This is a genomic window from Segniliparus rugosus ATCC BAA-974, from assembly GCF_000185725.2.
Classification (GTDB): Bacteria; Actinomycetota; Actinomycetes; order Mycobacteriales; family Mycobacteriaceae; genus Segniliparus; species Segniliparus rugosus.
This window is the reverse complement of the sequence record NZ_KI391953.1, coordinates 439,073-464,228: the sequence shown is the minus strand read 5'-3', so window position 1 is coordinate 464,228 and position 25,156 is coordinate 439,073. Positions and strand designations below refer to the sequence as shown.

General features: G+C 67.7%; 29 protein-coding genes. 16 read left to right on the top strand and 13 right to left on the bottom strand.

The window, feature by feature from the left end; translation table 11 throughout:
• Positions 1–60: 60 nt before the first annotated feature.
• Entirely contained in the window at positions 61–741 is a 681-nt protein-coding gene (locus tag HMPREF9336_RS02255; protein ID WP_007471743.1) for a GntR family transcriptional regulator, read from the bottom strand.
• 9 nt (positions 742–750) lie between these two features.
• Entirely contained in the window at positions 751–1,764 is a 1,014-nt protein-coding gene (locus HMPREF9336_RS02250; RefSeq protein WP_007471744.1) for a cupin domain-containing protein, read from the bottom strand.
• Positions 1,765–1,914: 150 nt separating this feature from the next.
• Between HMPREF9336_RS02250 and HMPREF9336_RS02245 the strand changes: the two genes are divergently transcribed.
• The 5 genes from HMPREF9336_RS02245 to HMPREF9336_RS02225 all read left to right on the top strand — a co-directional run bounded on the left by HMPREF9336_RS02245 (position 1,915) and on the right by HMPREF9336_RS02225 (position 6,623).
• A complete protein-coding gene (locus tag HMPREF9336_RS02245; protein ID WP_007471746.1) occupies positions 1,915–2,766 on the top strand; it encodes a hypothetical protein in 852 nt (283 codons plus the stop codon).
• Positions 2,767–2,907: 141 nt separating this feature from the next.
• Complete coding sequence (locus HMPREF9336_RS19275; RefSeq protein ID WP_156920269.1) at positions 2,908–4,023, top strand: putative quinol monooxygenase; 1,116 nt, start codon at positions 2,908–2,910, stop codon at positions 4,021–4,023.
• A gap of 24 nt (positions 4,024–4,047) precedes the next feature.
• A complete protein-coding gene (locus HMPREF9336_RS19240) occupies positions 4,048–4,650 on the top strand; it encodes a PPC domain-containing DNA-binding protein (RefSeq protein ID WP_021029954.1) in 603 nt (200 codons plus the stop codon).
• A 348-nt stretch (positions 4,651–4,998) separates the two neighbouring features.
• Positions 4,999–5,442 carry a cupin domain-containing protein gene (locus HMPREF9336_RS02230; RefSeq protein ID WP_007471750.1) on the top strand — a complete coding sequence of 148 codons (444 nt, stop codon included), beginning with the start codon at positions 4,999–5,001 and terminating at the stop codon, positions 5,440–5,442.
• Between the two features lie 44 nt (positions 5,443–5,486).
• Complete coding sequence (locus tag HMPREF9336_RS02225) at positions 5,487–6,623, top strand: aldo/keto reductase (protein ID WP_007471752.1); 1,137 nt, start codon at positions 5,487–5,489, stop codon at positions 6,621–6,623.
• Here the strand turns inward: HMPREF9336_RS02225 and HMPREF9336_RS02220 are convergent.
• Positions 6,620–7,384, bottom strand: coding sequence for an IS110 family transposase (locus HMPREF9336_RS02220; protein WP_007471754.1), 765 nt, complete (start codon positions 7,382–7,384; stop codon positions 6,620–6,622). The genes HMPREF9336_RS02225 and HMPREF9336_RS02220 overlap by 4 nt on opposite strands.
• 108 nt (positions 7,385–7,492) lie before the next feature.
• A complete protein-coding gene (locus tag HMPREF9336_RS17325; RefSeq protein ID WP_007471756.1) occupies positions 7,493–7,780 on the bottom strand; it encodes an IS110 family transposase in 288 nt (95 codons plus the stop codon).
• 55 nt (positions 7,781–7,835) lie between these two features.
• On the opposite strand from HMPREF9336_RS17325, the gene HMPREF9336_RS02215 reads away from it, so the two are divergent.
• From HMPREF9336_RS02215 to HMPREF9336_RS02200, 5 genes are all read left to right on the top strand, one after another.
• Positions 7,836–8,372: a cupin domain-containing protein gene (locus HMPREF9336_RS02215; protein WP_007471758.1), complete on the top strand. Its 537-nt coding sequence runs from the start codon at positions 7,836–7,838 to the stop codon at positions 8,370–8,372.
• Positions 8,373–8,427: 55 nt separating this feature from the next.
• Complete coding sequence (locus HMPREF9336_RS02210; protein WP_007471760.1) at positions 8,428–8,757, top strand: putative quinol monooxygenase; 330 nt, start codon at positions 8,428–8,430, stop codon at positions 8,755–8,757.
• Positions 8,758–8,886: 129 nt separating this feature from the next.
• Positions 8,887–9,138 carry a helix-turn-helix domain-containing protein gene (locus tag HMPREF9336_RS19270; RefSeq protein ID WP_425277242.1) on the top strand — a complete coding sequence of 84 codons (252 nt, stop codon included), beginning with the start codon at positions 8,887–8,889 and terminating at the stop codon, positions 9,136–9,138.
• A gap of 32 nt (positions 9,139–9,170) precedes the next feature.
• On the top strand, positions 9,171–9,614 hold the full coding sequence (locus HMPREF9336_RS17755) for a hypothetical protein (RefSeq protein WP_021029952.1): 444 nt from the start codon (positions 9,171–9,173) through the stop codon (positions 9,612–9,614).
• Entirely contained in the window at positions 9,598–9,816 is a 219-nt protein-coding gene (locus HMPREF9336_RS02200; protein WP_007471764.1) for a hypothetical protein, read from the top strand. The genes HMPREF9336_RS17755 and HMPREF9336_RS02200 overlap by 17 nt, the downstream gene beginning before the upstream one ends.
• Positions 9,817–10,229: 413 nt before the next feature.
• On the opposite strand, the gene HMPREF9336_RS02195 is transcribed toward HMPREF9336_RS02200, so the two are convergent.
• Genes HMPREF9336_RS02195 through HMPREF9336_RS02185 form a run of 3 tightly spaced genes read right to left on the bottom strand, consistent with a single transcriptional unit; the run spans position 10,230 to position 11,913 of the window.
• Positions 10,230–11,045: a helix-turn-helix transcriptional regulator gene (locus HMPREF9336_RS02195; RefSeq protein WP_007471766.1), complete on the bottom strand. Its 816-nt coding sequence runs from the start codon at positions 11,043–11,045 to the stop codon at positions 10,230–10,232.
• Complete coding sequence (locus tag HMPREF9336_RS02190; RefSeq protein ID WP_040584556.1) at positions 11,042–11,590, bottom strand: DJ-1/PfpI/YhbO family deglycase/protease; 549 nt, start codon at positions 11,588–11,590, stop codon at positions 11,042–11,044. Before HMPREF9336_RS02190 ends, HMPREF9336_RS02195 begins: the two co-directional genes overlap by 4 nt.
• A 2-nt stretch (positions 11,591–11,592) precedes the next feature.
• Positions 11,593–11,913 carry a putative quinol monooxygenase gene (locus tag HMPREF9336_RS02185; protein ID WP_007471772.1) on the bottom strand — a complete coding sequence of 107 codons (321 nt, stop codon included), beginning with the start codon at positions 11,911–11,913 and terminating at the stop codon, positions 11,593–11,595.
• 330 nt (positions 11,914–12,243) lie between these two features.
• Here HMPREF9336_RS02185 and HMPREF9336_RS02175 point away from each other — a divergent pair, with 330 nt between their 5' ends.
• Positions 12,244–12,561, top strand: a complete 318-nt coding sequence (locus tag HMPREF9336_RS02175) for a hypothetical protein (protein ID WP_040584554.1) — start codon at positions 12,244–12,246, stop codon at positions 12,559–12,561.
• Here HMPREF9336_RS02175 and HMPREF9336_RS02170 read toward each other — a convergent pair.
• The 6 genes from HMPREF9336_RS02170 to HMPREF9336_RS02145 form a co-directional block, all read right to left on the bottom strand.
• A complete protein-coding gene (locus HMPREF9336_RS02170; protein ID WP_007471776.1) occupies positions 12,533–12,958 on the bottom strand; it encodes a DUF3052 domain-containing protein in 426 nt (141 codons plus the stop codon). The genes HMPREF9336_RS02175 and HMPREF9336_RS02170 overlap by 29 nt on opposite strands.
• Before the next feature lie 116 nt (positions 12,959–13,074).
• Positions 13,075–14,163, bottom strand: a complete 1,089-nt coding sequence (locus HMPREF9336_RS02165; protein ID WP_007471778.1) for a tetratricopeptide repeat protein — start codon at positions 14,161–14,163, stop codon at positions 13,075–13,077.
• Entirely contained in the window at positions 14,156–15,214 is a 1,059-nt protein-coding gene (locus HMPREF9336_RS02160; RefSeq protein ID WP_007471780.1) for a tetratricopeptide repeat protein, read from the bottom strand. The genes HMPREF9336_RS02165 and HMPREF9336_RS02160 overlap by 8 nt, the downstream gene beginning before the upstream one ends.
• A complete protein-coding gene (locus HMPREF9336_RS02155; protein WP_007471782.1) occupies positions 15,195–16,268 on the bottom strand; it encodes a tetratricopeptide repeat protein in 1,074 nt (357 codons plus the stop codon). The genes HMPREF9336_RS02160 and HMPREF9336_RS02155 overlap by 20 nt, the downstream gene beginning before the upstream one ends.
• Positions 16,261–16,965 carry a hypothetical protein gene (locus HMPREF9336_RS02150; protein ID WP_021029951.1) on the bottom strand — a complete coding sequence of 235 codons (705 nt, stop codon included), beginning with the start codon at positions 16,963–16,965 and terminating at the stop codon, positions 16,261–16,263. The genes HMPREF9336_RS02155 and HMPREF9336_RS02150 overlap by 8 nt, the downstream gene beginning before the upstream one ends.
• Complete coding sequence (locus tag HMPREF9336_RS02145; protein WP_007471786.1) at positions 16,962–18,176, bottom strand: ATP-binding protein; 1,215 nt, start codon at positions 18,174–18,176, stop codon at positions 16,962–16,964. The genes HMPREF9336_RS02150 and HMPREF9336_RS02145 overlap by 4 nt, the downstream gene beginning before the upstream one ends.
• 91 nt (positions 18,177–18,267) lie before the next feature.
• Between HMPREF9336_RS02145 and aceE the strand changes: the two genes are divergently transcribed.
• The 5 genes from aceE to HMPREF9336_RS02120 all read left to right on the top strand — a co-directional run bounded on the left by aceE (position 18,268) and on the right by HMPREF9336_RS02120 (position 25,128).
• Entirely contained in the window at positions 18,268–21,003 is a 2,736-nt protein-coding gene (gene aceE, locus HMPREF9336_RS02140; RefSeq protein ID WP_007471788.1) for a pyruvate dehydrogenase (acetyl-transferring), homodimeric type, read from the top strand.
• Positions 21,004–21,030: 27 nt separating this feature from the next.
• Positions 21,031–22,359 carry a PucR family transcriptional regulator gene (locus HMPREF9336_RS02135; protein WP_021029949.1) on the top strand — a complete coding sequence of 443 codons (1,329 nt, stop codon included), beginning with the start codon at positions 21,031–21,033 and terminating at the stop codon, positions 22,357–22,359.
• A 122-nt stretch (positions 22,360–22,481) separates the two neighbouring features.
• Positions 22,482–23,393 (top strand): ACP S-malonyltransferase, encoded by a 912-nt coding sequence (locus tag HMPREF9336_RS02130; RefSeq protein WP_007471791.1) that lies wholly within the window; start codon positions 22,482–22,484, stop codon positions 23,391–23,393.
• An 87-nt stretch (positions 23,394–23,480) separates the two neighbouring features.
• Positions 23,481–23,858 (top strand): meromycolate extension acyl carrier protein AcpM, encoded by a 378-nt coding sequence (gene acpM / locus HMPREF9336_RS02125; protein WP_007471793.1) that lies wholly within the window; start codon positions 23,481–23,483, stop codon positions 23,856–23,858.
• A 7-nt stretch (positions 23,859–23,865) separates the two neighbouring features.
• Complete coding sequence (locus HMPREF9336_RS02120) at positions 23,866–25,128, top strand: KasA/KasB family beta-ketoacyl-ACP synthase (protein WP_007471795.1); 1,263 nt, start codon at positions 23,866–23,868, stop codon at positions 25,126–25,128.
• Positions 25,129–25,156: the final 28 nt, after the last annotated feature.

Genomic DNA, 25,156 nt, shown 5'->3' with positions numbered 1-25,156 from the left:
CGCCGGTTCCGACGGAGCCCCGGCGTCGCCGCCGAGCGCCCGCGCCGCCTCCGGTCGCCGTCAGGACCGCCGGACGCGGCTGAGCAGCTTGCGCGAACTCTCTAGATGCCGCGCGAGCACCGCTTCGTACCCCTCCGCGTCTCGCGCGCGGAGCCGGTCGACCAGCTCCGCGTGCTCCGAGAGGATCGACCGCAGCCGCGCGGGGTCGCGGCGCAGCGCGTCTTGGCCCATCCGTTCCTGCTTGTCGCGCAGCGAGGCGTAGAACTCGTCGAGCAGACGATTGCCCGAGACACGGACGATCGCCGCGTGGAACTCCCGGTCGAGCGCGACGAAGCGCCCGAGGTCGGACTCGCCGACCGCGCGCTGCTCGGCCACCAGACGGTCGAGCTCCGCCAGCGCTTCGGCCCGCTCGTCGTCTTCGAGGGCGAGCGCATGGCGGCCCGCGAACACCTCGGCCATCTCGCGCAACTGCATGACGTCGGCGACGTCGCGCTCCGACAGGGGGACGACCACGGCGCCTTTGCGCGGATACAGCCGCAGCATGCCCTCGGCCTGCAGCCGCAAGAACGCCTCCCGCACCGGGGTGCGGCTCACCGAGAGCGCTTGGGCGATCTCCCCTTCCGAGAGCCACTCCCCCGGAGGGACGCGCCCTTCGATGATGTGCGCCTTGGTGTGCTCGTAGGCCCGGTCCACGGCGGAAGGGGCCTTGTCTCTACCGCCGACAGGCGGGGCAGCAGTCATAGCCTCACTTTATCGTCGGTCCGAAAAGCGGATGTCGAGGCTGCGCAGGTAGGTCTGCAGACCCGCGTCCTGGATCGGGATCAGATGCGCCGGAGCCCCGGACTCGTTGTAGTGCGCGTGCCACATGCCGGGCGGGGTGACGAACGCGCCGCCCGGCTCCCAGTCGACCCGGACCGGGTCTGCGATCTCGCCGCGCGCGTCCAGCCGCGCCCCGAGCAGGCTGTAGCAGCCCGGCCGCGCGTCGAGGATCAGGTCGAGCGCCACGGACTGGTGGCGGTGCGGGCGCTGCTCCTGATCCGGCGGGAGCACGCCGAGCATCGCCCAGAGCACGTGGGTGATCGTCAGGGTCTGGTCCTGCTCGGCCCCCGCCAAAAGCACGCTGACCCGGTTCTTCTCGTTCGCCCCCGGCCGCCCCGCGATCTCGTCCAGCTTGGCCATGGCGGTGGCGCGGGCGAATTTCGTGGCCCGGAACTGCGGCTCGGTCGCGGTGGCTCCGAGGTAGCGCAGGAGCGGCTCGTCGTGCACCCAGTAGAACGCGGCTTCGGAGTCGGCGTAGAGCGTCGCTCGGCTCGCGGCGGGCAAGGTGAGGAAGTCGCCCTTCTCCCACTGGATCATCTGCCCGTTCACCGCGGCCATGCCCCGCCCCTCGATGGCGTAGTACAGCTGCGAGGTGGCGTTGGGGGACGTGGCGATCCGCTCGCCCGCCTTGATCCGGATGAAATTCGCGAGCAGGGCCGGGCTGGTCGCCGCTCCCCCCGCGATCCCGAGTTCGGCGGAAAGGTCGAGGGGGACGACGCGGGTGGGGCCGTCGGCGTACAGCGAGCGCGAGAACTTCGCCGCCGGGATTTTGCTGATGAAGCCTGCCCCGATGGGGTTCGCCGCCTTGGTGTACTCGAAGTATCGGGCATTGTCGCCCCAGTCCTCGAAACGGCCTTCGAAGCCGTAGTCGGCGACGTTGACGACCGGCGCGGGATGCGCGGGATTGAGATCGACCCCTTGGCTCAATGCGACTGTGGCGGTCATGGCTGCGTCCTTCCCTTTTGTATCTATCTTGTATCTAAGATGTGTCTCTAGACTAGGCCGAGCCGGCCCGGAGCGCAAGAGCCGGTGCGCCACATCACCGGAAGCAGGACGCCGCTACACTCTCCGAGCAATATCAGAACGAGGGGAACGATGACGCGTCCTGGGGAAATCGCACTGCGCGCCGTCCTGCTGTCCACGGGGGCCGCCTGTTGGGCGGGGCTGCTCGTCGCGCCGAGCCAAGCCCAAGGGGATTCCTGCTACGCGGCGTGCGAACCCATGCTCGCCGTAGGCGCCCTCCATGGGGCGCCGGTTCCGGATCCGATCCAGCTACGCACGGCCGACCCGCGCAGCCTTGCCGATCTGACCGTCGAAGCCAAGCCCGACGACGCCTGGAACCCGCTCTGCGCGATAGAAATCGACAAAGACTACGTCTACTTGGCGCGGACGCGGGCCGACGACCACAGACACAGCGTGCTGATCGAGATCGAGTACTCCAAAACCGGCTACGACCTCCGCAAAGCGCTCGTCGACAACCGGGCCTCGATGCTGCGGAACGCGGCAGACTCCACGGCGAGAGGCTGTCCCGACCAGAACATCGTCGCAGACTCGCTGGACGAGGAGGGCGACTCCCTGTCCTGGTATTTCCGCGCCCGGTTCTACAGCCCGACCCCGGATGGCGTCTGCGAGGCTTCGGAGAGTTTCCGCCAGACCATCGTCGCCGACACCTCCCACCGGTCCCATCTGGTCACAGTCTCCGCCATCGAGCCATCGCTCCGAGTGCTCCCCGACCATCTCCCGCCGGGGGCGGTGTACGACGAGGACATCGACCCGCAGCTCCTGGACGCGATCGGCGACCAGGTGCGCGACGGCATCGTCGTGCGCGACCCAATCCCGGGCTACGAGCCTCCCGAAGAAAAGCTACAGGTCGCTCCCGCTGCGCGTCCTCCGCGTCATCGGACAGGCCTTCGTCGCCGAACACTTCGGGGAAGAGCTTCCGGATGAATTCCACCTCAGGCCTGTCAGAAATTTTGCGCGAGCGGTTCGGCACGATGCCCAGTGCCGGGCGAGTCCGAACAGGACCGTGAGCGGCAGCGTCATAACCGGAGCCCTCAGGGCGCTCGCGCAGTCGACGCTATCCGCCAAATGGTATTTCTGGGTGGTTCTCTGAAGGCCTGGTTCGCGAACATCGACACGCATAGGCTGGCGGTAATCGCGTCGCTATCTGCGCCGTTCGACCGAGAAGGAGACCCGATGAACTGTCACGTTCTCGTGCGGTTCTACGTGCATCCGGACAAGCGGGAAGCTTTCATCGGAGCGGCGATTTTCGATGCCGAGGGTTTCCCCGCGTTTGAGGCTGGGAGGCTCCGGTTCGAGGTGTTGGGCGACGTGGATAACCCGAACCGCTTCTACCTCGACGAGGCGCACAGGGACCAGGCCGCGTTCGAACAGTGCAGTGACGAGGCGACGATCCAAAAATTCCGCGAGCCGATCCGGCTCGTGCGCACTCGGCCCGAACCTCCTGAGCACGTGCGCGCAACAGGACAGCCGCCAAGGAGGAGCGCGATGAACACAGCGGGGAAAGAAGGCGCTGTGCAGCACCCCCAGCGCCGGGACGCGCGCGATGAACCGCCCGCGCGGATCGAACGTCTCAGGCCGCAGGCATTGCCGTCACGCACGCGGACCTCGGACATCGGGCCGGTCCAGACCTGGCTCAACGACACCGAACATGACACGATGGCCCTCCCCGATCTGCCCCTTGCAGCGGCCCGTCTTAAGGATTACGACGCATTGGGCGGAACAGTCAACGCCGACATCCTGCGGGCGTCGGGCCTCGCCCGTCCTGCTGGCATAGCGCTTGGACCGCGGCTGAAAGCCCGTGGCCTCGTCTGCCATGGTCCGCGATCCTTATCGAGGCCAGCCTCTTGCCCGGCAAGACACCCACCTCGTGCCCACCCCATCCGCTCGGATATTCGTCAACGCAGGCAGCGAATGAGCGGGCCAGCCGTAGTGATGAGCGTGACCAACGACTGGCTTTCTGGGCACGTCAAAGGGGCCCCGGCGCACTCGAGGTGTTCTTCGAGAAGCCTTCTGCGTTCAACGGCCTTTCGTGCATGCCTGGTGCTCGGCCGTCGTCCTCGACAAGAACTACAGGAACACGCTCGTCTGGAGGAGAGAGGAAGATCCTCGCGCCGACGAGACCTTTCAACCTGTTTCAGGCCCCGGATACCGGATCGTCCTCCAACGATCACGGAACCTTGACAAGACGAAGCAAAGGAGCTCACTATGCAGTATCAACGAAGGGATCTCGTCGCCGCAGGTATGTCAGCGATAGCTGCGGGTTCCCTCCTCACGGCGTGCGGCGCACCCAGCCCGATGGGAACCCAGGAATCAGAGAGGTCTTTACCTCCCCCAGCCGAATACCTCTCCCCGCAAGACGCCGGGCCTCACGGCGAGGCTCCGGGCACGCATGTGCGGCAGCTGGATGGCAGTTCCTACATAGTCGTCTTGGCCGACGGCGATGAGCTGTTCACAGCGCTTAACGATTTCGCTGTGGCTCACAATGTGCATGCGGGAAGCTTCACGGCGGTCGGAGCTCTGCGCGACGTGCGCTACGGCTGGTACGACATCTCTCGCAAGCAGTACCGAGTCATTCCGGCGCAAGGCCAGGTCGAAGCGCTTTCGATTACCGGAGACATCGGAGTCTCGAGCGGCAAACCCACCGTGCACACACACCTCACCGTGGGGCACGAGGACGGCAGTGTCACGGGGGGCCATCTGCTTTATGCGATCGCTTCGCCCACCGTAGAAGTCTTCGCCCGAACCTATCCCACCGACCTCCCGAAGGCTTTAGACGAGCGCTCCGGACTCTTTCTCTTCGGTCTCTAACGCGACGACTGTGACGCAAAGGCGTAGGGCGGCGAACATCTTGATCCAATCCGCGAACGACTCGTTGGAGCGCGATAGCGACGGAGTTCGTTCCGTCGCTATCGCGTTCGGCGAGGACTTAGCAGCGGAACCTGTGACGGCAGCCGACCTGGGGGCAGTTCGCGGGCCCGCGTCGCCGAGCGGTCACAGTCGGGACGACCTCCGGCGCGCCAGCATTTTGACCTGCGTTACTTCTCTCTGGTCACGGTTGACACGGGTCAAACCGCCAGTAGGCTTAGATACAAGATAGATACAACGCGCTTCGCGCAACCAGCGCCCGCAGAGAGGCATAAGCAAGGAGCAGAGGACATGCCAAACGAGAACACCTGTTTCATCCCGCAAACGGACAATGCGAAAACCGTCTTCGACGTCCAAGAAGAGATCAAGAAACTGCCCGAGAAGACGCAGGCGATCGTCGCGGACGAGTACTTCAGCGACTCCCCTGAGGCGAGCAGCCGGATTTTCCGGGTGTACAGGCCGCTGCCGCTGCACTACCACAACGAATGCGACGAGCATCTCTACGTGGTGAGCGGCACGGGCCTGTTCCATATCGACGGCCAAGACCTCGAAGCACGTCCGGGCTTGTTCCTGCGTTTCCCGAGGAAGACGGTCCATGGCTTCCTCGCAGTGTCCGAGGACCCCCTGGTCGTGCTCAGCGTCGACGTCCCCCGCCGACGCCCCGACGATGTGGTTTTCGTCAATCCGGACGAAGCCACGGCGGCCGATTTCATGCAGCGCAACGGATCCTTCTGAGACCGACGAAGCTTCGACGTTTAGCGGAAAGAAAGGCGACACTCATGGCGACTCGACGGCACGCGCTCCAGCTGGGGGCGGTTTTGGCCGCCACCTCGGCCATCTCGACGGCTTGCGCCAAAGGCGGCATCCCTGACTCGGGCAATGGCGCGGCGAAGTCGGCCCCTGCGCCCTCGACTCGCGGACAGTTCCGTTTGCGCCACGCGCTCGGCCTTGGCGGCGTGGCCATCGGCGACGGCATGAACGTCCACTCGGACGAAGACTGCCGCGCCACTCTGGAAGAGGCGTGGAACAGCGGGATCCGCTACTACGACACCTCTCCCTTTTACGGCTACGGGCTAAGCGAGCGCCGTTTCGGCAACTTCCTCTACAACGTCCCCCGCGAAGAGTTCGTGCTGTCGACGAAGGTCGGCCGCCTGTTCACGGCAGACGCCCGCTTTCAGGGGCGCGACTCGACGTGGAAGGGCAAAGCCAACTTCAGCTACAGATACGACTTCTCCGGGCCCGGTGTCCGGAGGTCCGTCGAGGACAGCCTCAACAGGCTCGGTCTCCCCTACATCGACATCGTCTACGTGCACGACCTCGACTCGGCCAACCCCGACATCGACTGGAGCCGGCGTTTCGACGAGTGCGCGCGCGGCGCGTTCCCCGAGCTCTCGAAGATGCGGGACGAAGGCCTGATCAAAGGCTGGGGCCTCGGGGTCAACAACGTGGAGCCGATCATGAGGGCCATCCGGGAGTCCGACCCGGACATCTGCATGTGCGCCGAGCAGTACTCGCTCATCGAGCACGAGAACGCCTTGCGCAACCTGTTCCCCCTCGCCCAGGAGAAAGACGTCCAGCTCGTCATGGTCGGGGCGCTCAACGGGGGCTATCTCGCGGGCACGCCGCGATACGCCTACCAAGAGTCAAAGGCCACCCCGCAGATCGCCCAGAAACGCGAGGCACTCCGCGCGGTCGCCGCCAGGCACGACGTGGACTTGCGAACGGCGGCGATCCAATTCGCCCTCGCCCCGAGCGTCGTCGCTTCCGTCCCCGTGGGCATGCACACGGCGGACCAGGTGCGCGAGAACGTGGCCTCGTTCCGCACGCGCGTGGCGGACGATTTCTGGTCGGAGCTCAAGCAGGCGAACCTCATCCTGCAGGACGCGCCGACCGCGCCGCGCGACCTCGCGCTCTAACGGCGGGCCCCGTTGGCCCGAAGACATAAGAAAGACATCTCAAGAAGGCAAAGCCAAGCCGCGAGTTGGAGAGGTGGTGAGAAGGCGTGGTTCTCGTTGTGGGCGATCCCGGTTTGAAGGCAGTGGTGGAGTTGTCCGAGGAGTTTGTTGAACAGGTGGCGTTGGGCGCTGCGGTTCCAGTCTCCGGCGGTTCTGCGGGCTTCGAAGTGCGCCCTGGCTCCGGGCGAGGATCTGAGCGAGCCGAATGCCCAGATGGAGCCAGCCGCCGCGAGCCAGTTGTTCTTGATCTGGCGACACATGATCACAGTTTTCTTGCCGCTCGCGCGGGCGACGGGGGCGGAACCGGCGAACGCTTTGAGGCATCTCGCGTCGGCGAACCTGCTGCGGTCGTCGCTGAGCTCGACGAGCACCCGAGCGCCGACCAGCGTGCCCATACCGGAGAAGCTGGTGATCGCCGGAGCGTCCGGGTGTTGTTCAAAAGAGGCGCGGGCCTGCTCCTCCAGATCGTCAGCGCCTTGGCAAGCGCCGTCGAGCTGGAGGAGCAAAGCCGCGAGCTGGGCGCCTATCGCGTTCTCCACCAACGCTGGTTGGCGAAGACGTTCGGCCCGGAAGGCATCGAACAACCGCTGCGCCTCAGTGTCGAGGCCGCGTGTGCGCCCGGCTTTGGCCAACAGCGCTTTACGCCGGACCTTGGTGAGTCTCGCGGCCCGCGCAGGGATCGCCGCGAACGCGAGGATGAATCGGGCCTCGGAGCGGGTCAAACCACCGGTGGGCAGATCGGCGAAGGCCTCCAGCGCGGCTGGATAGAAGTCTTTGAGCAGGGATCGAGCCTGTTGGACGGGCTTCGTGCGGGCCCAGACCGCGTCCTGCTAGGCGCGGGCGAGCACCCCTTGGGCCAGCTCCGTGTTGGCGGGCAAGGACCGGTGCGCCGCCTGGTCGGCGCGCAGGATGTTCGCCAACAGCACCGCGCCGGTCGCGTCGGACTTGGAGCCGGAGAGCTGGTGTCGGGCGCGGTAGCGGGAGGCGGCGAGGGGATTGATCGGATAGACGGGCCTTCCGGTCGCGCGCAGGGCCGCGACCGGAAGCCCCCGGTCGGTCCCGATGTCGACGGGGATCGGAGTCTCGGGCTCGTCCCCGGCCTCGGCCGACAGGAACACCAACCCGCAGCAATCACTGCAAACCAACATCCCTACTAAACGATTAGGAAATCTAATGGAGGATTCGAGCAATCAGCCCCCTCTTGGCCTGGAGCGTCGGACGCTGCTCTCGGCGGCGATGGCGGCTCCCTTGATCGCGGCCCTGTCCGAGGGCGCCGCTTGGGCGGAGCCGATCGACCCGAAGCAGACGTTCGTCCTGCAGCCGGAGGAAATAGGCTTCGTCCCTTGGCTGAACCTGCCCGAAGGCAGCGGGGAGATGGCGAAGCTCTACGGCGACTTCGACAAGCCAGGGCCGTACCTCGTGGTCATGCGCTGGAACCCGGGCTGGTTCAGCGCCCCCCACAGTTATGCCACAGACCGAATCCAAATGGTTATCTCGGGGGCTTGGCACGTCAACAGCGGGCGGGACTTCGACCCGGAGAACGCAGTCCCGGTGCGGGCGGGCGGTTTCGTCAAACGCACCGCCCGGACGTATCACTACGACGGAGTCCCCTCGTCCAGCTCCGAGCCCGCAGTGGTCGCGGTTTTCGGCGTCGGGCCGGTCGACATCCGTCTCGCGGAGCCAGACAAACCTGGCTGGCGCCAGTTCTGACCGGCCGGGAAGTCCCCGACGACCAAGAGAACCCGACAAGAAAGAGGACACGCAGTTGATTTTCATTGTTGTGAAATTTTTGACGGCCGACGACCACGCCGAGGCCTGGCCGGATCATGTGCGAGAGTTCACCGAGGCCACTCGCGCCGAACCGGGCAACCTCTGGTTCGAATGGTCGCGGAGCCTCGAAAACCCCCGCGAGTACGTCCTCGTCGAGGCGTTCCGTGACGAGGAGGCCGGCTCCGCCCACGTCAACAGCCAACATTTCGCCAAGGCGCAACGGGATCTCACCCCGCTCCTCGCCACAACGCCGAAGGTCGTGAGCGAGCGCGTCGGGGCCGCAGGCTGGTCGGAACTGGCAGAGATGAGCGTTCCCCAATTGTAGGGACTTGCATTAGGCTGATCGCGCAGAGACTGGGCAACGCCGAGGCCTGCCGTATGCTCGGAGCCCACCAGAACACGGGGAACCCGCTGGCGTTTCGGGAGCACGTGGATCAACGCCGCCGGGGAGCCGGTGCACTCCCCTTGCCCAAACTGGCCCCGCCGGAACAGCGGCATCCCCGGCGTCTGTCCCCTGGCCGAGCGGAACGTGATCGCCGACTTGCGGCGGAGAAGAGGCCGGGCGCATCAGATCGCGAGACTGATCGGACGCTCGCCATCCACGATCAGCCGGGAGCCGCCGCGCGACACCGGGCCGTCTGGCCGCTACCGCCCAAACACAGCCGACCAGCTCGGCCACCGCGCGTCGGCCACGTTGGGGCGGTAGCCGACTGACCGCATACTCCCGAGCTGCGCGCTGTGGTGGTCGGGCTGCTGTGGAGCCCGGAGCCGGTCGCGCGCGAGCTGGGCGAGCGGTTTCAAGGAGCAACCGGCCCGGCGCTTGTGCGTCGAGAACGCCCGCCAGGGGTCGAAGACCGCCGTGAGGCGGGGCGCTGGGAGGGCGACCTGGTCATGAGAGCGGGGAACCGCTCCACCATCGCCACACTGGTCGAACGGCGCAGCCGACACCTGATCCTCCTGAGCATCTTCACCGGCAAACCCACCGCCGAGTCCGCGCGAGACCGCGTCGTCGCCGCGCGGCAAGCCCTGCCCGAACAGCTACGCCGGACGCTGGCCTGGGACCAGGGCAAAGAACTCACGCTGCACCGGCAGATCACCGAGCGCACCGGTGCACGGTGTTCTTCTGCGACCCGCATTCCCCTGGCAGCGCGGCAGCAACGAGAACATGAACAGGCTGCGTGACCACTTCCCCAAAAGGACCGACCTCGGCGGGATCGCCCCCGGCGAGCTGCGGCCCGTCACCGACGAGATCAACGCCCGCCCCCGCAAGAGCCTCGGATGGGCCGAACACTCCGACCTCATGGCAACCGAGAAAGAACTGGCGACCGCATCAGTATCATCGGCCAGACAGAACCCAGCCCTCGCGACATCCACTGGAATCTAAGCCGGAGACCCCCAATTCGCAGATTTGACCGCACGCCAGACTGGTACCCGGCCTCGAGGGCGAAGGCGTCGTTGGATCTACACTGGGGCCGCAAACGGCTCGCGAGGACCCGGATGGCGCCGGTCGTCAAGATCTTTCCGACTCCTGTCTGCGGGCGTTGATCGTGGCGGGGCTGACGTTCGGGTTTGCATCGAAGTCGAAGTCCGTGAGCTATTTCTCGCGGGGGAATCCGGCTGCCTTTGCCCGCCTGCGTTGGCGGTGGCTCGTTTGACCGCGCTGATCCCGCTTTCGTGTTCGGGCGATTTCCGGCGCCAGCCGCAGGGGGCCTGCGCCCATCGCCAGCGCCTCGGTTCGGGGCCCAGAACAACCGGACCAGCGTCTGCGAGATCGCGTCTCAGCTGGCTCCAACGACGTCAATGAATTCCTGGACCTACTCCTTCTCCTTGTGATTCGCCGACGTGGTCGATGATCTTGTGGAGGACGATGCGGTGTCCGGGCGCGGAGACGGACTGGAGCGTCTCGTACGCGAGGGTCTTTTTCTCGTGGTCGGGGGTCCGGATGAGCTTTTGGCCGTGGTTTTTGTCCAGGACGATGTGCGAGCGCCAGATCCGCGCGAAGGCGGGCTCGGGCATCAGCTCGGCCACCAAAGAGCGCAGCCTCTGGTCATCGCCCCGTTCCGCGAGGGCGAAGCGCAAAATCCCGCTGACCTCCTCGGCTTTGCTCCGCCAGTCGACGAAGACAGCCCGCGATGCCTCCGCGAGGAAGATCCACCGCGCCATGTTGTCGCGCAGCTCGTCCGGCACGCCCCGGAACAGGATCTCGCGGGCCGGCTCGTTCGCCGCGACGAAGTCCAGCCCTGGGTCGAACATATAGGCCGGGCCGTCTGAATAGCCCCGGACGAACTCGAGCAGCCCAGCCCTCAGAGACTGCGGGCGGGGCTGTGGGGGCCGAGGGTCGACCAGCAGGTCCAGATACGCCCGTTCGGACTCGTCGAACCCCAACGCCTTCGACAACGACGCTCGTACCTGGTAGGACGGCACACCAGCTCGACCCTGCTCGAGCTTGGTGTAGTAGTCGACGCTCAACCCGGCCCGCTCAGCGAGCTCCTCGCGGCGTAAACCCAGCACCCTCCGGCGGCCGACGGAGAGGATGCCCGCCTCCTGCGGCGAGATCGAGCCTCGACGGCTCTTGAGGAAGCTGGAGAGGTCCGCGAACGGCACATCGGTCATCGGCCCGAAAGCGCCTCGATGATCGCGGAGGAGAAGTCCTCCAAGTCGCCGGGATTGCGCGACGTGATCAACGGCCAGCCGTTCGCCTCGTCCAGCACGACCGGCTGGTCCGTCCAATCGCCGCCCGCGTTGACGATGTCCGAGCGGATCGAGTGGTACGAGGTGAGCGTCTTGCCGGGCAAAAGGTCGGCCTCCACCAACAGCCACGGGGCGTGGCAGACCAGCGCGATCGGCTTCCCGTCACGGGCGAAGTCCCGAACGAGCCGGACCGCCGGGTCGAGGGCCCGCAGGTTGTCGGCGTTGACCGTGCCGCCGGGCACGACCAACGCGTCGTAGTCCTGTGCCCGAGCGTCGTCGAGCGAAAGGCCCGCAGTGACCGTGACATCGTGGTCGACATCGTTGAGCCAGGTCTGGACCTGGCCGGGACGCGGAGCCGCGTGCGCGGTGGCGGCCCCGCTTGCCCGCAGCCGCTCGAGCGGGACGAGAAGCTCGTCCCGCTCGACGCCGACTTGCGCTGTGATGAACAGCACTCTCTTGTCGGCCATGCTCACGACCCGTTCTCCTTGACGACAGTCCCGTTCCGCTTCGTGGAGCGCGCCCAGAAGTTCGGGCCCTGCGCGTAGCCACCGACGAGCTCGTAGAACTTCTTGATCGTCTCCTGTTTCGAGTGGTAGATGAAAGCCTCCTCGTCCTCGTACACCTCGTCGAGGTAGAAGCGGTTCGGATTGTCAGCATCCTGCAGCACCTCGAACCGCAGCGTCCCCGGCTCGCCCTCGAGCGAGCCCGAGGCGTCGAAACTCGCTGCCTTGACGAAGTCTTCCCGCTTGTCCGGCGGAACGTCGAAATGCACGAAAACGTGATAGGTCACGAGTACTCCTTGGTCGCTTGCCTCGCGCCCTCGGTACCGAGGGCGCGAGGCAAGCCTAGTAATGCAAGCAGCGCACGAACCAGGCCTTCTCAGTACCATCTTGCCACGATCCAGCACGCGGTGGTCGCGCTCGCCCTCCCCGATGACACAGCATCAGGAAGGGCGGTCCCTGCGCAATCTTCGGCTATGAGGACCAGGACGAGCGCTACCAGTTCTCGGCGTGCGCGCCCGACGCGGGCCCGGTCCATGCCGTGGGCGCTGTCGCCGTTGGTGCCGTGTGAGGCGGTCCCGGCATCTTCGATCTCGTCCGCGAACGGCGGCAACGGCCGCATGAGGTCGGCGCGTCTCGCCCAGCACGTCCGCGCCTGCGCCGACTCCGGCTACGACCTGACCCGGTTCCTCGCCGATGAGCGCGCCTCGAAGCTGCGCGACTTGGCGAACGCCCCAACGAAAGACTGCCCCGCCCCGGAGATCGTCTCGGGCTGTCTGGACGAGGAGGACGATTTCCCGTCCTGGTGTTTCCGCGTCCGAGCGTCCTTCCCTGTCGCGCACGCCTCGTGCGAAACGAGAGAGGCCTTCAGCGGGATGCCGTGGTCAACGACGGCGCGCGGGCTGACGACTACTTCTTCGAGTGGCCTTTGGCCTTGAGCTGCACGATCCGAGTCCCCGACCAGTCGCCGAGGCCGATCACCTTCGTCGTCGCGAGGCCCGCGGTCGGCGCGGCCTCCGAGATCTCGCTCTGCTCGACGTAGCCCGGCTGCCCGGTTTTCGGCGAGAGCACCCAGATGAAGCCGTCCTCGGCCAACAGCTCGATCGCGTCGACCAGCGCGTCCACGAGGTCGCCGTCCCCGTCGCGCCACCACAGGAGCACGACATCGACGACCTCGCCCGCGTCCTCGTCCAAGAGGTCCGCCCCGAGCGCCTCCTGGATGTCCGACCGGATCTCCTCGTCGACATCCTCGTCCCACCCGAACTCTTGGACCACCATGTCTGCAGAAATGCCCAGCTTCTGGGCGGCCTGCTCGTTCGTTTGGGCCGCGCTCACGGCAGTCTGTCTCCTTTGGTTCGATGTCGAGGTCACACTTGATCGTGCTCTATCCGCGTCCAGCGGTCAACTGGAGGCAAAAGTGACGTACGTCAAATGTAGCCTTCGCGAAATGTTCAACGCCTCCCCTCCGGCCACATCGCGCGCGCTTTCAGCCACGCTAAACGCCCGAGGAGCACCGGCAGCCGCAGCAGGTTCCAGACGAACTCGACCAGATGCACGGCGAAACGCTGCGCCGCACCGAGGCCGACTACCGCCAATGACCACGTTGTTCCAATCGCGGCCGAGGCCGCGACGGTCGCGTAGCCGACGGCCGTGCTCGCCGCGACCAGCGCCACGAACGGCTGGCCGCGCAAGGCCAGCCAGATCAGCCGCCAACCGCCATTCGGCAGCTGGCGATGAAACCGGTGGCCGAAGAAGGCGAGCGCCACGAGCACGAAGGCCACCGCGACACGGCCGAACGCCCCTACCGCGCCGCCCTCGACAATGGCGATGCCGACCGCCACCACCAACGCCAGCCACAGGGCATTGAGCAGGAACAGCGGTCTGCCCAACCGGTCCCCGAGCGAGCGCAGCGCCTGCTCGGGCTCCATCGGATCCAGGCGCAGCGAATGCCGCACGCCGTCCACGGTCTCGGCGAGTCCGACGCTTTTGGCGTTGCTCTCGACCAGGAGACGGTGCGCCTCGGCGTTTTCCGGCTCAAGGCGCAACACCTCCTCCAACGACCGCCGGGCCAGCTCAGGGTCCACGCGCAGGTGCAGCCTCCCGACGAGGAGGTGGAAACTGGCCTCGTGCGGGTCGAGCTCCACCGCTCGCACGCTCGCGTCCCGCATCTCCCACCGGCGGGACACCGTCGCGCGCATCGAGTCAGCGAGGACGAAATAGTTCCAGCCGTCCTCCGGGTCGAGCGCGACCGCCTGCCGCGCCGCCTCCTCGGCCAGCCGAAGCCTGCCGCGCATCGCATGGCACACCGCCAGGAGCCGGTGCGCGTAGGCGGACTCCGGCTGCTGGGCGGCCAGCTCCCGCGAAACCGCCAGCGCCGCCTTCGCCTTGCCCTGGCCGATCAGGCTCCGGGCCAGCTGCGAGAGGAACAAAAAGTCATGCGGCTCGGCGGCCAGCCCCTGCCGGATCAGCGCCTCCGCCTCCGCGTGGCGGCCCAGCTCCAACAACGCCGCCGCGCGTTGGCGCGCCCGCGCCTCAGCCACGCCGCCTCCTTCGCGCGACCAGCTCCGCCAGCCACGTCCCCACGATGACGAGGCCGCGCTGCCAGTACCCGATATGCGCGACGATGGCCGAAGCATGCGACCCGGCCACTGCCCAGAACTCGCCCGTCGCGAAACAGATCGCCGTGCTGGCCGCCGACACCGCGAATTTCGGACTGCGACGGCAGACGACGCTGAGAAAACGCCACCCGGCGGCGGAAATCTCGCGAAAGCTCCTTCCCGCCATCACGACCCCGGCCCCGAGCAGCACGCCGACGACGAGCCGGGGAACGATGTAGCTTTCCCCTCCGCTTCCTCGGACCCCCTGGAAGAACATCCAGAACGAGAGGATCGTGAGCCATTCCTGGCGTTTGAGGATCTGCCACAGTTTCACGAGCAGCGCGTCGTACGCGGGCTCGGGGTCGGTGGGATCCAGGCTCAACGACCGTCGCAGCTCCCGGATCGTCCCGTCCAGGCCGAGTTGGTCCGAACGCGCCAGCGCCAATCCTCGGACCGCGTCCGTGTTCTCCGGCTCCAACCGCAACGCCCGCTGGAATGCGTCCTGCGCCTCCTCTTTGCCATGCGCGTCGCGCAGATGCAGGTATCCGAGCAGCACGAGGAACGCCGTCTGCTCGGGCTCGATCCGCAGCGCCTCCCGAGCAGCACGGCGCGCCCTTGTCGTCCGGTCTTGCCCGAACAGCGCACAGGCGAGCGTGTAGTGGCTCCACGCGTCCTCCGGGTCGAGCGCCACCGCCTGCCGCGCCGCCTCCTCGGCCTGTCCGAACTCCTCCCGCGCCAGATGGCTGCGCGCGAGGAGCCGGTGCGCGTGGGCGGACTCCGGCTGCTGGGCGACCAGCGTCCGCGCCGCCTCGGCCGCCTCTGCCCCTTTGCCCTGGCCGATCAGGCTCTGGGCCAGCTGCGAGAGCAACCGGAAATCCTGCGGCTCCTGCGCCAATCCCTGCCGGGCCAACGCCTCCGCCTCCGCGTGGCGGCCCAGCTCCAGCAGCGCCGCGACGCGCTGGTATGCCCCCGCCTCAGCCACGCCGCTCGTCATCTCTGCTCCGCGCGGCGAGCGCCCGAACCGCGAGCCCTAAGAACACAAGCCCGCCCCACGCCCAGCCGAGCACGGTCGCCGCCGCCAGCTGCGCGTAGCCGATCCTGGCGAGGGCAGCCGACCAGCCGGTCCCCGCCAACGCCCACAGCGTGCTCGTCACGAAACAGACCGCAGTGGAAACCGCGACGAGCGCGAGCATCGGCTTGCGCCGCAGCGCGCCCGCGAACAACCGCCAACCGCCCTCGGGCAAATGCGCGTGCAGCCTTCGGGTGAACCCGATGCCGATCGCGAGCACGACGCCCGCGACGACCCGGATCAGCAGCTCGCCCCAGATCTTCGGCTCCCAGAGGACGAACAAGCACCACGAGAGCCCGGCGAGCACCCGCTGCCAGAACAGGATCCACCGCGCCTCCCACTCCAGCGCGGAATACACCGGGTCAGGGTCGGTGGGGTCGAGGCGCAATGACTGCTGCAAACCGCGCACCGTCTCCGCGAGACCCGTGTTCGGTGCGTCCGCCCGCGCGAGCCCGCGCGCGGCGGCGGCGTTCTCCGGCTCGATCCGCAGCGCCTGCTCGAACAGGTCCTTGGCGAGCGCCTTGTCGCTCGGGAGGTGGAGCTCCCCGGCCAGCAAAAGGAACGGCACGCGCTCGGGGTCGAACTCCAACGCCTGCAAGGCGGCCAGCTTCGCCTCCCCGTCGAACACCCGGTGCTTCAGCACAAAGGCGAGCAGGTAGTGGTTGTACCCGTTCTCCGGGTCGATCGACAGCGCGCGACGGACCTCGGCCTCGGCCTCCTTCGTCCGTCCGAGCATGGCGAGGCAGTTCGCGAGCAGACGGTGCGCCCGGTCCGAGCCGGGCGATCCTGCGACCAGCTCGCGCGCGGGCCCCAGCGCGTCTTGCGCCCGGCCCTGTCCGGTGAGGCTGCGCACCAGCTGGTCGAGCAGCCCGGCTTCGCCCGGCTCCGCCGCGAGCCCCTGCCGGATCAGCGCCTCGGCCTCCGCGTCCCGGTCGAGCTCCAGCAGAATCTCGACCCGCTGGCGCAACGAGTCATCCATGGAGCCGCCCTCCCGCCCCTGTCCCGCCGTCGGCCGCAAGGCGCGCGGCTTCGCCCTCCCGCCCGTGCGCGGCCGCCGCGTCCGATGGCCGGAAGAACAAGCGGAGCACGAGCAGCATCACCATCGCCACCAGCAGCGTGCCCCGGAACTGGACCGCGAACTCGGCGCACTGCCGCGAGCCGGTGGCCACGAACCCCGCGACGGAGAACTGCAGCCCGAGCGCGAGCAGCATCGTCCCGCACAGCAGCCAGTCCGCCCGGAGCCAGCGCAGGACGAGGGAGCGGGTCCGGCTCGGGATGCGCCGGTAGAGCACTGCCATCGCGGACCAGGACGCGACGAGCAGCGCGGACAGGAGCCATCGCAACGGCGTGTGCCGCAGAGGCTCCGTCCGGGGCGCGGCCTGGGGCCGGAGCGCCGGCTCCGGGGCTTCGGCGCGGCGCGGGAGGACGAGCGTCCGCTCGGTCGTCGGCCCGCCCGGCTCGGCGGGCGGCACGCGGACCGTCTCCGTCGTCCGCGTCCAGCTGAACGAGGGGACCAGGGGTCCGGTCGCGCCATGCCTGGCGTTGGCGAGTGCTTCCCCCGCGCGGACCCCGAAGATCATCACGCCGACCACGGCGACCGTCAGATTCACCCACCAGACGAAGAGCCGCATGCCGCCGCGCCGAACCTCGAGCGGGACGAGGCCCGGTCCGGTCATCGGCCCTTGCGCCGCTTGAAGTACTGCGCCAGCTCGTCGTACGCCCCGTCCGCGTTGCCGTGCGCCGCGACGTTGCGCGCGACGGCGAACCACGGCCCGGTGGACGGCCGGACTTCTTTGAGGGCGGCTTCGAAATCTTTCTGGGTGATCGGGCGGACCTCCCCGGTGCGCAGGGAGTCGGCGAGCGCCCGCTGGGTCGCGGTGTGGCACAGATGCGCGAGGTCCGCCCCGGAGAAGTCCTCCGTCGCCCGCACCAGCGCGTCGAGGTTGACGCCTGCGACCGGGCGGTCGCGCAGGTGCAGCCGGACCACGCCCTCCCGCGCCGCCGCGTCCGGCGGCAGCACGAGCAGGGTGCGGTCGAACCGGCCGGGGCGTTTGAGCGCGGGGTCCACGTCCCACGGCGCGTTGGTGGCTCCGAGGACGAACACCCCCTCGTTGTCGCTCTGCGCCGAGTCGAGCTCGCTGAGCAGCTGGTTCACCACCGTCCGCATGGCGCTGTTGTGCCGCAGGTTGGAGCGCTTCTGGCCGAGCGCGTCCACTTCGTCGAAGAACAGCACGCACGGAGCGTTGCGCCGAGCCATCTCGAAAACGTCTTTGAGGTTGCGCTCGCTCGTCCCGATGTACATGTCGAGCACCTCGGCGATGCCCACCTGGTAGAAGTTCGCGCCCAGCTCCCCGGCGAGCGCCTTGGCGACGAACGTCTTCCCGCAGCCGGGCGGGCCGTAGAGCAGAAGACCGCCCTTGAGGCTGAGCCCGAACGCTTTGGCCATCTCGGGATTGCGCATCGGCGCGAGGAACGCCGCCTCCAGGCGCGTCTTCACCTCGGCCATGCCCGCCACATCGGCCAAGGTGAGCCCTGGCCGCTCGATGTCTTCTGGGATCGCGGTCGAACCAGGCGGGTCGGAGACGAACGCGGGCTCCACGATCCCTTTGACCTGCTCCTCCGCCGCCGCCCAATCGAACTCGCCCTGCGGCGAAGGCCCGCTCGGCGGCGGAGCGGGGGCCGAGAGCTTGGCCGACACCTCTTGCAAAGCCTGCAGCGCGGCCTCGTTCGAAGGGTCCAAGCCCACCGCCGCGACGCATTGTGCGAGCGCCTCGGGCAATCGCCCGGCCTGCGCCAGAAGCCCTGCCGCGCGCACCCGCAGACCCACCACTTCCGGGTTCTCCGCCACCGCAGCGAGAAGCTCGGCGATCACCGCCTCCTGCCCCAAAACGCCTCCTCCTGAGCCTTCGGTCCGACAATGCTCCCGAGTCTACCGATCAGCTCGTCCCTAACGCGACTTCGCGGAGAAACCACTAGACTTGGGATCTGTGACCGACAACCATCACGTCATCCGCGAGGGTGTCGCCTCGTATCTCGCTGATCACGACCTGCAAGAGACCGAGGAATGGCTCGAGTCCCTCGACAGCCTGGTGGCGCGCGAAGGGCCCGAACGGGCCCGATTCGTGATCTTGCGCCTGCTGGAGCGCGCGCACGAGAAGGGCGTGGCGGTCCCCTCGCTCACCTCCACCGACTTCGTCAACACCATCCCGACCGAGCTGGAGCCGGAGTTCCCCGGCGACGAGGAGATCGAGCGCCGCTACCGCGCCTGGATTCGGTGGAACGCCGCCGTCATGGTGCACCGGGCGCAGCGCCCGGGGATCGGGGTCGGCGGGCACATTTCCACCTACGCCTCCGCGGCCTCCCTCTACGAAGTCGGGTTCAACTGGTTCTGGCGCGGCAAGTCCCACCCTTCGGGCGGCGACCAAGTGTTCATCCAGGGCCACGGGTCGCCGGGCATCTACGCCCGAGCCTTCCTCGAAGGCCGCATCCCCTCGAGCCAGCTCGACGGCTTCCGCCAGGAGCGCAGCCACGAGGGCCGGGGCGGCGGACTGCCCTCCTACCCGCACCCGCGCCTTTTGCCGGGGTTCTGGGAGTTCCCCACCGTGTCCATGGGCCTGGGGCCCGCGAACGCCATCGCCCAGGCCCGGTTCAACCACTACCTGCACGACCGGGGGATCAAAGACACCTCGGGCCAGCACGTCTGGGCGTTCCTCGGCGACGGCGAGATGGACGAGCCGGAGTCGCGGGGCCTCTTGCAGATCGCGGCGACCGAGGCGCTGGACAACCTCACCTTCGTGGTGAACTGCAACCTGCAGCGCCTCGACGGGCCGGTCCGGGGCAACGGGAAGATCATCCAGGAGTTGGAGTCCTTCTTCCGGGGCGCGGGCTGGAACGTCGTCAAGGTGATCTGGGGCAGGGAGTGGGACGCCCTGCTGCACGCCGACCAGGACGGCGCGCTGGTCAAGGTCATGAACGAGACCCCGGACGGGGACTACCAGACTTACAAGGCCAACGACGGCGCCTACGTGCGCGAACATTTCTTCGGCAAGGACCCGCGCACGAAGGCGCTGGTCGCGGACTACACCGACGAGCAGGTCTGGAACCTCAAGCGCGGCGGGCACGACTACCGCAAGATCTACGCCGCCTACCGCCGCGCGCTGGACCACCAGGGCCAGCCCACGGTCATCCTCGCCCACACCATCAAGGGCTACGGCCTCGGCTCGAACTTCGCGGGCCGCAACGCCACCCACCAGATGAAGAAGCTCACCCTCGACGACCTGAAGAACTTCCGGGACTCCTTGCGCATCCCGATCTCCGACGCGGATCTCGAGCGCGACCCGTACCTGCCGCCGTACTACCACCCCGGGGAGAGCGCCCCGGAGATCCAGTACCTGTTGGAGCGCCGCCGGGAGCTCGGCGGCTTCCTGCCGCAGCGGCGCACCAAGCCGAGGCCGCTCGCCCTGCCGGACGACAAGCCGTACGCGACGCTGAAGACCGGCTCGGGCAAACAGCAGGTGGCGACGACGATGGCGCTGGTGCGCCTGTTCCGAGAGCTGCTCAAGGACAAGGAGATCGGCCCCCGCATCGTCCCGATCATCCCGGACGAGGCCCGGACCTTCGGCATGGACTCCTGGTTCCCGTCGCTGAAGATCTACAACCGGCTCGGGCAGCTCTACACCTCGGTGGACGCGGACCTCATGCTCGCGTACAAAGAAAGCTCGGTCGGCCAGATCCTGCACGAGGGCATCAACGAGTGCGGCTCGACCTCCTCGTTCACCGCTGTCGGCACCTCGTACGCGACGCACGACGAGACGATGATCCCGATCTACATCTTCTATTCGATGTTCGGCTTCCAGCGCACCGCCGACAGCATCTGGGCCGCCTCCGACCAGATGGCCAAGGGCTTCCTGCTCGGAGCCACCGCCGGGCGCACCACGCTCACCGGCGAGGGCCTGCAGCACGCGGACGGGCATTCGCTCCTCATCGCGCACACCAATCCGGCGGTCGTCGCGTACGACCCCGCGTTCGCGTACGAGATCGCCCATATCGTCCAAAGCGGCCTCTCGCGCATGTTCGGCCCGCACCCGGAAGACCTCATCTACTACATCACCCTCTACAACGAGCCAGTCCACCAGCCGGAAGAGCCCGCCGACCTCGACGTCGACGGGCTCCTCAAAGGCATGTACCTGTTCCGCGGGCCCGAGTCGGACACCGGGCTGCAGGCGAACATCCTCGCCTCCGGCGTCATCCTCCCAGAGGCGTTGCGGGCGCAGGAGCTGCTGCGCGAGCACTGGCAGGTCGGAGCCTCCGTCTGGTCGGTGACCTCCTGGGGCCAGCTCGCGAGGGACGGCGAGCTCAGCGACCAGAGCGCGCTGCGCCATCCGGACCAGCCGCGCCGAGCCCCCCACGTCACCAGCGCGCTGAAATCCGCTGTCGGACCCGTGGTCGCGGTCTCGGACTGGGCGCGCGCCGTCCCCAACCTCATCCGCCCCTGGGTGCCGCACCGGTTCACCGCGCTCGGCGCGGACGGCTTCGGCTTCTCCGACACCCGCAAGGCCGCACGCCGAGTGTTCAACATCGACGCGGAGTCCATCGTCGTCGCCGTGCTGCTCTCGCTGGCCGAAGACGGGAACTTGGACCGCTCCGTCGCCGCGCAGGCCGCCGAGCGCTACCACATCGACGACGTGTTAGCCGTCGCCGCCGATGAGCGCTAAAGCCGGGACCACCGGGGAGGTGGCGCTGTGAGCCCCGGCCCCGGCGATCCGCCCCGGCCGAGACGGGCGAAAAAACGCAACCGCGAGCCGTTGCCCGAAACCTTGCTGCGCAGGATCAAACACTTCTCCGGGTATCTGGCCACGGACGCGGTGCGGTCCATGGCCGACCAGCTGCCGTACTTCGCGGAGCTGGACACCAACCAGCGGGCGAATGTGCAGCTCGTGGTGCAGACCGCCGTGGTGAACTTCGTGGAGTGGCTCCAAAAGCCCGAGCCGCAGACCGGGCTCGCGCTGCAACCGTTCGAGGTCGTGCCGCAAGACCTCGCCCGGCACATCACGCTGTCGCAGACCGTCGAGATGATCCGGGTCGCGCTCGAGCATTTCGAGCATTACTTGCCCGCCCTCGCCAAAGACGAGCAGCAGCTCATCAATCTCACCGAGTCGGTGCTGCGCTACGGGCGGGAGATCGGCTTCGCCGCCGCCGCCGCGTACGCCGAGGCCGCGGAAGCGCGCGGCTCTTGGGACAACCGGCTCGAAGCCGTCCTGGTCGACGCGGTGATCCGGGGAGACGCGAGCGGCGAGCTGCAGTCCAGGGCCGCCACCTTGAACTGGGACGCGAGCGCGCCCGCGACGGTGATCGTCGGCGAAGCCCGCGCGGACTCCCCGACGAGCATCCCGGTCCTCATCCACAACATCGCCCAACGCCACACCGGAGCGGCGCTCTCCGCCGTGCACGGCCGCAAGCTCATCACCGTCATCTCCGGCACGCTGCCCTCCAACCAGACATTCCTCGCCGAGCTGCTCAAGCTGTTCGACGACGCGCCGGTGATCATCGGGCCGACCGCGCCGTCGCTCGCCGAGGCTCGGACCTCGGCGATGGAGGCGCTCGCCGCGCTCGACGCGGTGGCGGGATGGCGCGGGGCCCCCCGGCCCGCGCATTCCGACGAGCTTCTGCCCGAGCGCGTGCTCAACGGGGACCTGTCCGCAGCGCGCGCGCTCACCGAACAGGTCGTGGCCCCGCTGCTCGCCGCAGGGTCGAATCTCTTGACCACGCTGGAGTCGTATCTGGACTCCGGCGGCGGGGTGGACGCGTGCGCGCGGGAGCTTTTCGTGCACCCGAACACCGTCCGATACCGGCTGCGCCGGATCGCGACCGTCACCGGGCTGGACCCGACCGATCCCAGGGACGGGTTCGTGCTCCGCGTGGCGAGCATCATCGGCAAGATCAGCGCCACGCCGGGGCCGAAAGACGTCGGCTTCACATCGACCTGGGCCGCCCAACATCGCGACACGCTGGTCGACGACGCGCGGGACACCCTGTCGGCCTTTCCGCCGAAGACCACGCAAGACCTCTAGCGAAACCACAGAGTTTCATCACAAAAAGGTAACGCGATTTGTAGACTTCTACAAATTACCTAGGGCAATTTCGTCATGTCGCACACCGCGCCGAGAAGCCTGCTTAGTGTTTTCTTAAATTCATGCGCTCAATAGTTGCCCCTGGGCAAGGGTCCCAGTCCGCCGGGATGCTCACGCCGTGGCTCGCGCTCCCCGGAGCGGCGGAACGCGTCGCGGCGTGGTCGGAGCAGACCGGTCTCGACCTCGAGCACCTCGGCACCGCCGCCGAGGCGGAGCAGGTCACCGACACGGCAGTGGCCCAGCCGCTCATCGTCGCAGTTGGCCTGCTCGCGTGGGAGCAGCTGCGCCAGGACGGCTTCGCGGTCGACGCGGAGACCGTCGTCGCGGGGCACTCCATCGGCGAGCTCACTGCGGCCGCCGTCGCCGGAGTGATCACCTCGGACGAGGCCGTCCGGCTCGCCGCGATCCGTGGCGGCGCGATGGCCAAAGCCTGCGCCCTCGCCCCGACCGGCATGTCCGCGCTCCTCGGCGGGGACGAGGAAGCCGTGCTCGCCCGGCTGGCCGAACTCGGCTTGGTCCCCGCGAACCGCAACGCGAAGGGCCAGATCGTCGCGGCGGGCCCCTTGGATTCCCTCGAAGCGCTCAAAGCGGACCCGTCGGCGGGCGCCCGCATCCGGACGCTCTCGGTGGCGGGCGCGTTCCACACCGAGCACATGGCCACGGCTCGCGAAGCCGTCGCCGAAGCCGTCGCCGCGCTGCGGCCGAGCGACCCGGTCGCGATCCTGCTCTCGAACGCGGACGGCCAGGCCGTCCGTTCCGGGGCCGAAGTGCTCGCGCGCATCGTCACGCAGGTCACGTCCCCGGTACGCTGGGATCTCTGCCAGGCGACGATGCGCGAACTCGGCGTGGACACCATGACCGAGCTGCCGCCAGCCGGTACGCTCTCCGCGATTGCGAAACGCGAGTTGCCTGAGACCAACACGCACGCGGTGAAAAAAGTAGAAGACTTGGCGCTCGTCGCCGACCTCGGGTGACGCGCTCGCGCCACCCTTGACCCAGAGCGGCAGCGAGCAAAGAGTTCGACAACCTCTGCCGACACAGTAGAAAAAGGAGACGGCCAAGTGCCTACCAGTGAAGCCGAAATCATCGCCGGGATCGCCGACATCATCGAAGAAGTCACCGGCATCGAGCCCTCGGAGATCACCCCGGAGAAGTCCTTCATCGACGACCTCGACATCGACTCGCTGTCCATGGTGGAAATCGCCGTGCAGACCGAGGACAAGTACGGCGTCACCATCCCCGACGAGGATCTGACCTCCCTGCGCACCGTCGGCGACGTGGTCGCCTACATCCAGAAGCTGGAAGAGGAGAACCCCGAGGTCGCCGAGAAGATCCGCGCTTCGGTCGCGGACGGCGGCAAGGACTCCGAAGAGGCCAAGGAAGCCATTCGCCAGGCTGCGGCCGAGATCGAGGCCAAGAAGGCCGCCGAGGCGAAGTGAGGTAGAGATGAGCTCTGCACCAACCACCCTCAACGGGGGTTTCCCGAGCGTCGTCGTCACTGGCATGCACGCGGTGTCCGGGCTCGGCCACGACATCGACACGACCTGGAGCAACCTGCTCGAGGGCAAGAGCGGCGTCGAGAAGCTGGAGACCGGCCGGATCACCGGCCTCCCCCTCGACGGGCTCCCCGCCCAGATCGGGGCCCAGCTCAAGTTCGACCCGACCGAGACCCTCAGCCGGGTCGAGAAGCGCCGGATGAGCTACACCCAGCAGCTCGGCGTGGTCGTGGCCCGTCAGCTCTGGGAAGAGTCGGGCAAGCCTGAGGTCGACGGCGACCGGCTCGCCGTCATCGTCGGCACCGGCCTCGGCGGCGGCGACGCGATGATCGACACCATCGACCGAATGCGCGACGGCGGATACAAGAAAGTGTCCCCGCTGTCGGTGCAGATGATCATGCCGAACGGCACCGCTGCGGTGATCGGCCTCGAACTCGGCGCCCGCGCCGGGGTCGTCACGCCGATCTCCGCGTGCGCGACGGGCACCGAAGCGCTCGTGCACGCGTGGCAGATGATCGTCATGGGCGACGCCGACATGGTGGTCGCGGGTGGCATCGAAGGCGTCATCGACGCGATTCCGATCGCGTGCTTCTCGATGATGCGCGCGCTGTCCACGCAGAACGAGAACCCGAAGGCCGCCTCCCGTCCGTTCGACAAGGACCGCAAGGGCTTTGTCTTCGGCGAAGGCGGCGCGCTGCTCATCCTCGAGCGCGAGGAGCACGCCAAGGCGCGCGGCGCGAAGATCTACGCCCGGCTCATGGGCGTCGGCCTCACCTCGGACGCCTTCCACATGGTCGCCCCCGACCTTGAGGGCAAGGGAGCCGAGCGTGCCATGAAGCGCGCCATCGAGCGAGCAGGGATCTCCGCGTCGGACATCACCTACATCAACGCGCACGCCACCGGCACGGACGTCGGCGACCCCGCTGAGGCGATGGCCATCAACCGGGCGATCGGCGACCACCCTGCGGTGTACGCCCCGAAGTCCGCGCTCGGCCACTCCATCGGCGCGGTCGGCGCGCTCGAGTCCATCCTGACGATCAAGGCTCTCGAGGACGGGATCTCCCCGCCCACGCTGAACCTCGACAACCAGGATCCGGAGATCCACTTGGATGTCGTCCACGGCGAGAGCCGCAAGGGCAACTTCGAGTACGCGATCAACAACTCGTTCGGGTTCGGCGGACACAACGCCGCGCTCGTCTTCGGGAAGGTCTGATCCCGTAGCTACAAACGTGTGAGCCCCC

Coding starts and splice junctions, on each gene's coding strand:
- HMPREF9336_RS02255 (WP_007471743.1), bottom strand. CDS start 741: ATGACTGCTGCCCCGCCTGTCGGCGGTAGAGACAAGGCCCCTTCCGCC.
- HMPREF9336_RS02250 (WP_007471744.1), bottom strand. CDS start 1,764: ATGACCGCCACAGTCGCATTGAGCCAAGGGGTCGATCTCAATCCCGCG.
- HMPREF9336_RS02245 (WP_007471746.1), top strand. CDS start 1,915: ATGACGCGTCCTGGGGAAATCGCACTGCGCGCCGTCCTGCTGTCCACG.
- HMPREF9336_RS19275 (WP_156920269.1), top strand. CDS start 2,908: ATGGTATTTCTGGGTGGTTCTCTGAAGGCCTGGTTCGCGAACATCGAC.
- HMPREF9336_RS19240 (WP_021029954.1), top strand. CDS start 4,048: ATGCAGTATCAACGAAGGGATCTCGTCGCCGCAGGTATGTCAGCGATA.
- HMPREF9336_RS02230 (WP_007471750.1), top strand. CDS start 4,999: ATGCCAAACGAGAACACCTGTTTCATCCCGCAAACGGACAATGCGAAA.
- HMPREF9336_RS02225 (WP_007471752.1), top strand. CDS start 5,487: ATGGCGACTCGACGGCACGCGCTCCAGCTGGGGGCGGTTTTGGCCGCC.
- HMPREF9336_RS02215 (WP_007471758.1), top strand. CDS start 7,836: ATGGAGGATTCGAGCAATCAGCCCCCTCTTGGCCTGGAGCGTCGGACG.
- HMPREF9336_RS02200 (WP_007471764.1), top strand. CDS start 9,598: ATGAACAGGCTGCGTGACCACTTCCCCAAAAGGACCGACCTCGGCGGG.
- HMPREF9336_RS02195 (WP_007471766.1), bottom strand. CDS start 11,045: ATGACCGATGTGCCGTTCGCGGACCTCTCCAGCTTCCTCAAGAGCCGT.
- HMPREF9336_RS02190 (WP_040584556.1), bottom strand. CDS start 11,590: ATGGCCGACAAGAGAGTGCTGTTCATCACAGCGCAAGTCGGCGTCGAG.
- HMPREF9336_RS02175 (WP_040584554.1), top strand. CDS start 12,244: ATGAGGTCGGCGCGTCTCGCCCAGCACGTCCGCGCCTGCGCCGACTCC.
- HMPREF9336_RS02160 (WP_007471780.1), bottom strand. CDS start 15,214: ATGACGAGCGGCGTGGCTGAGGCGGGGGCATACCAGCGCGTCGCGGCG.
- HMPREF9336_RS02155 (WP_007471782.1), bottom strand. CDS start 16,268: ATGGATGACTCGTTGCGCCAGCGGGTCGAGATTCTGCTGGAGCTCGAC.
- HMPREF9336_RS02150 (WP_021029951.1), bottom strand. CDS start 16,965: ATGACCGGACCGGGCCTCGTCCCGCTCGAGGTTCGGCGCGGCGGCATG.
- HMPREF9336_RS02130 (WP_007471791.1), top strand. CDS start 22,482: ATGCGCTCAATAGTTGCCCCTGGGCAAGGGTCCCAGTCCGCCGGGATG.
- HMPREF9336_RS02120 (WP_007471795.1), top strand. CDS start 23,866: ATGAGCTCTGCACCAACCACCCTCAACGGGGGTTTCCCGAGCGTCGTC.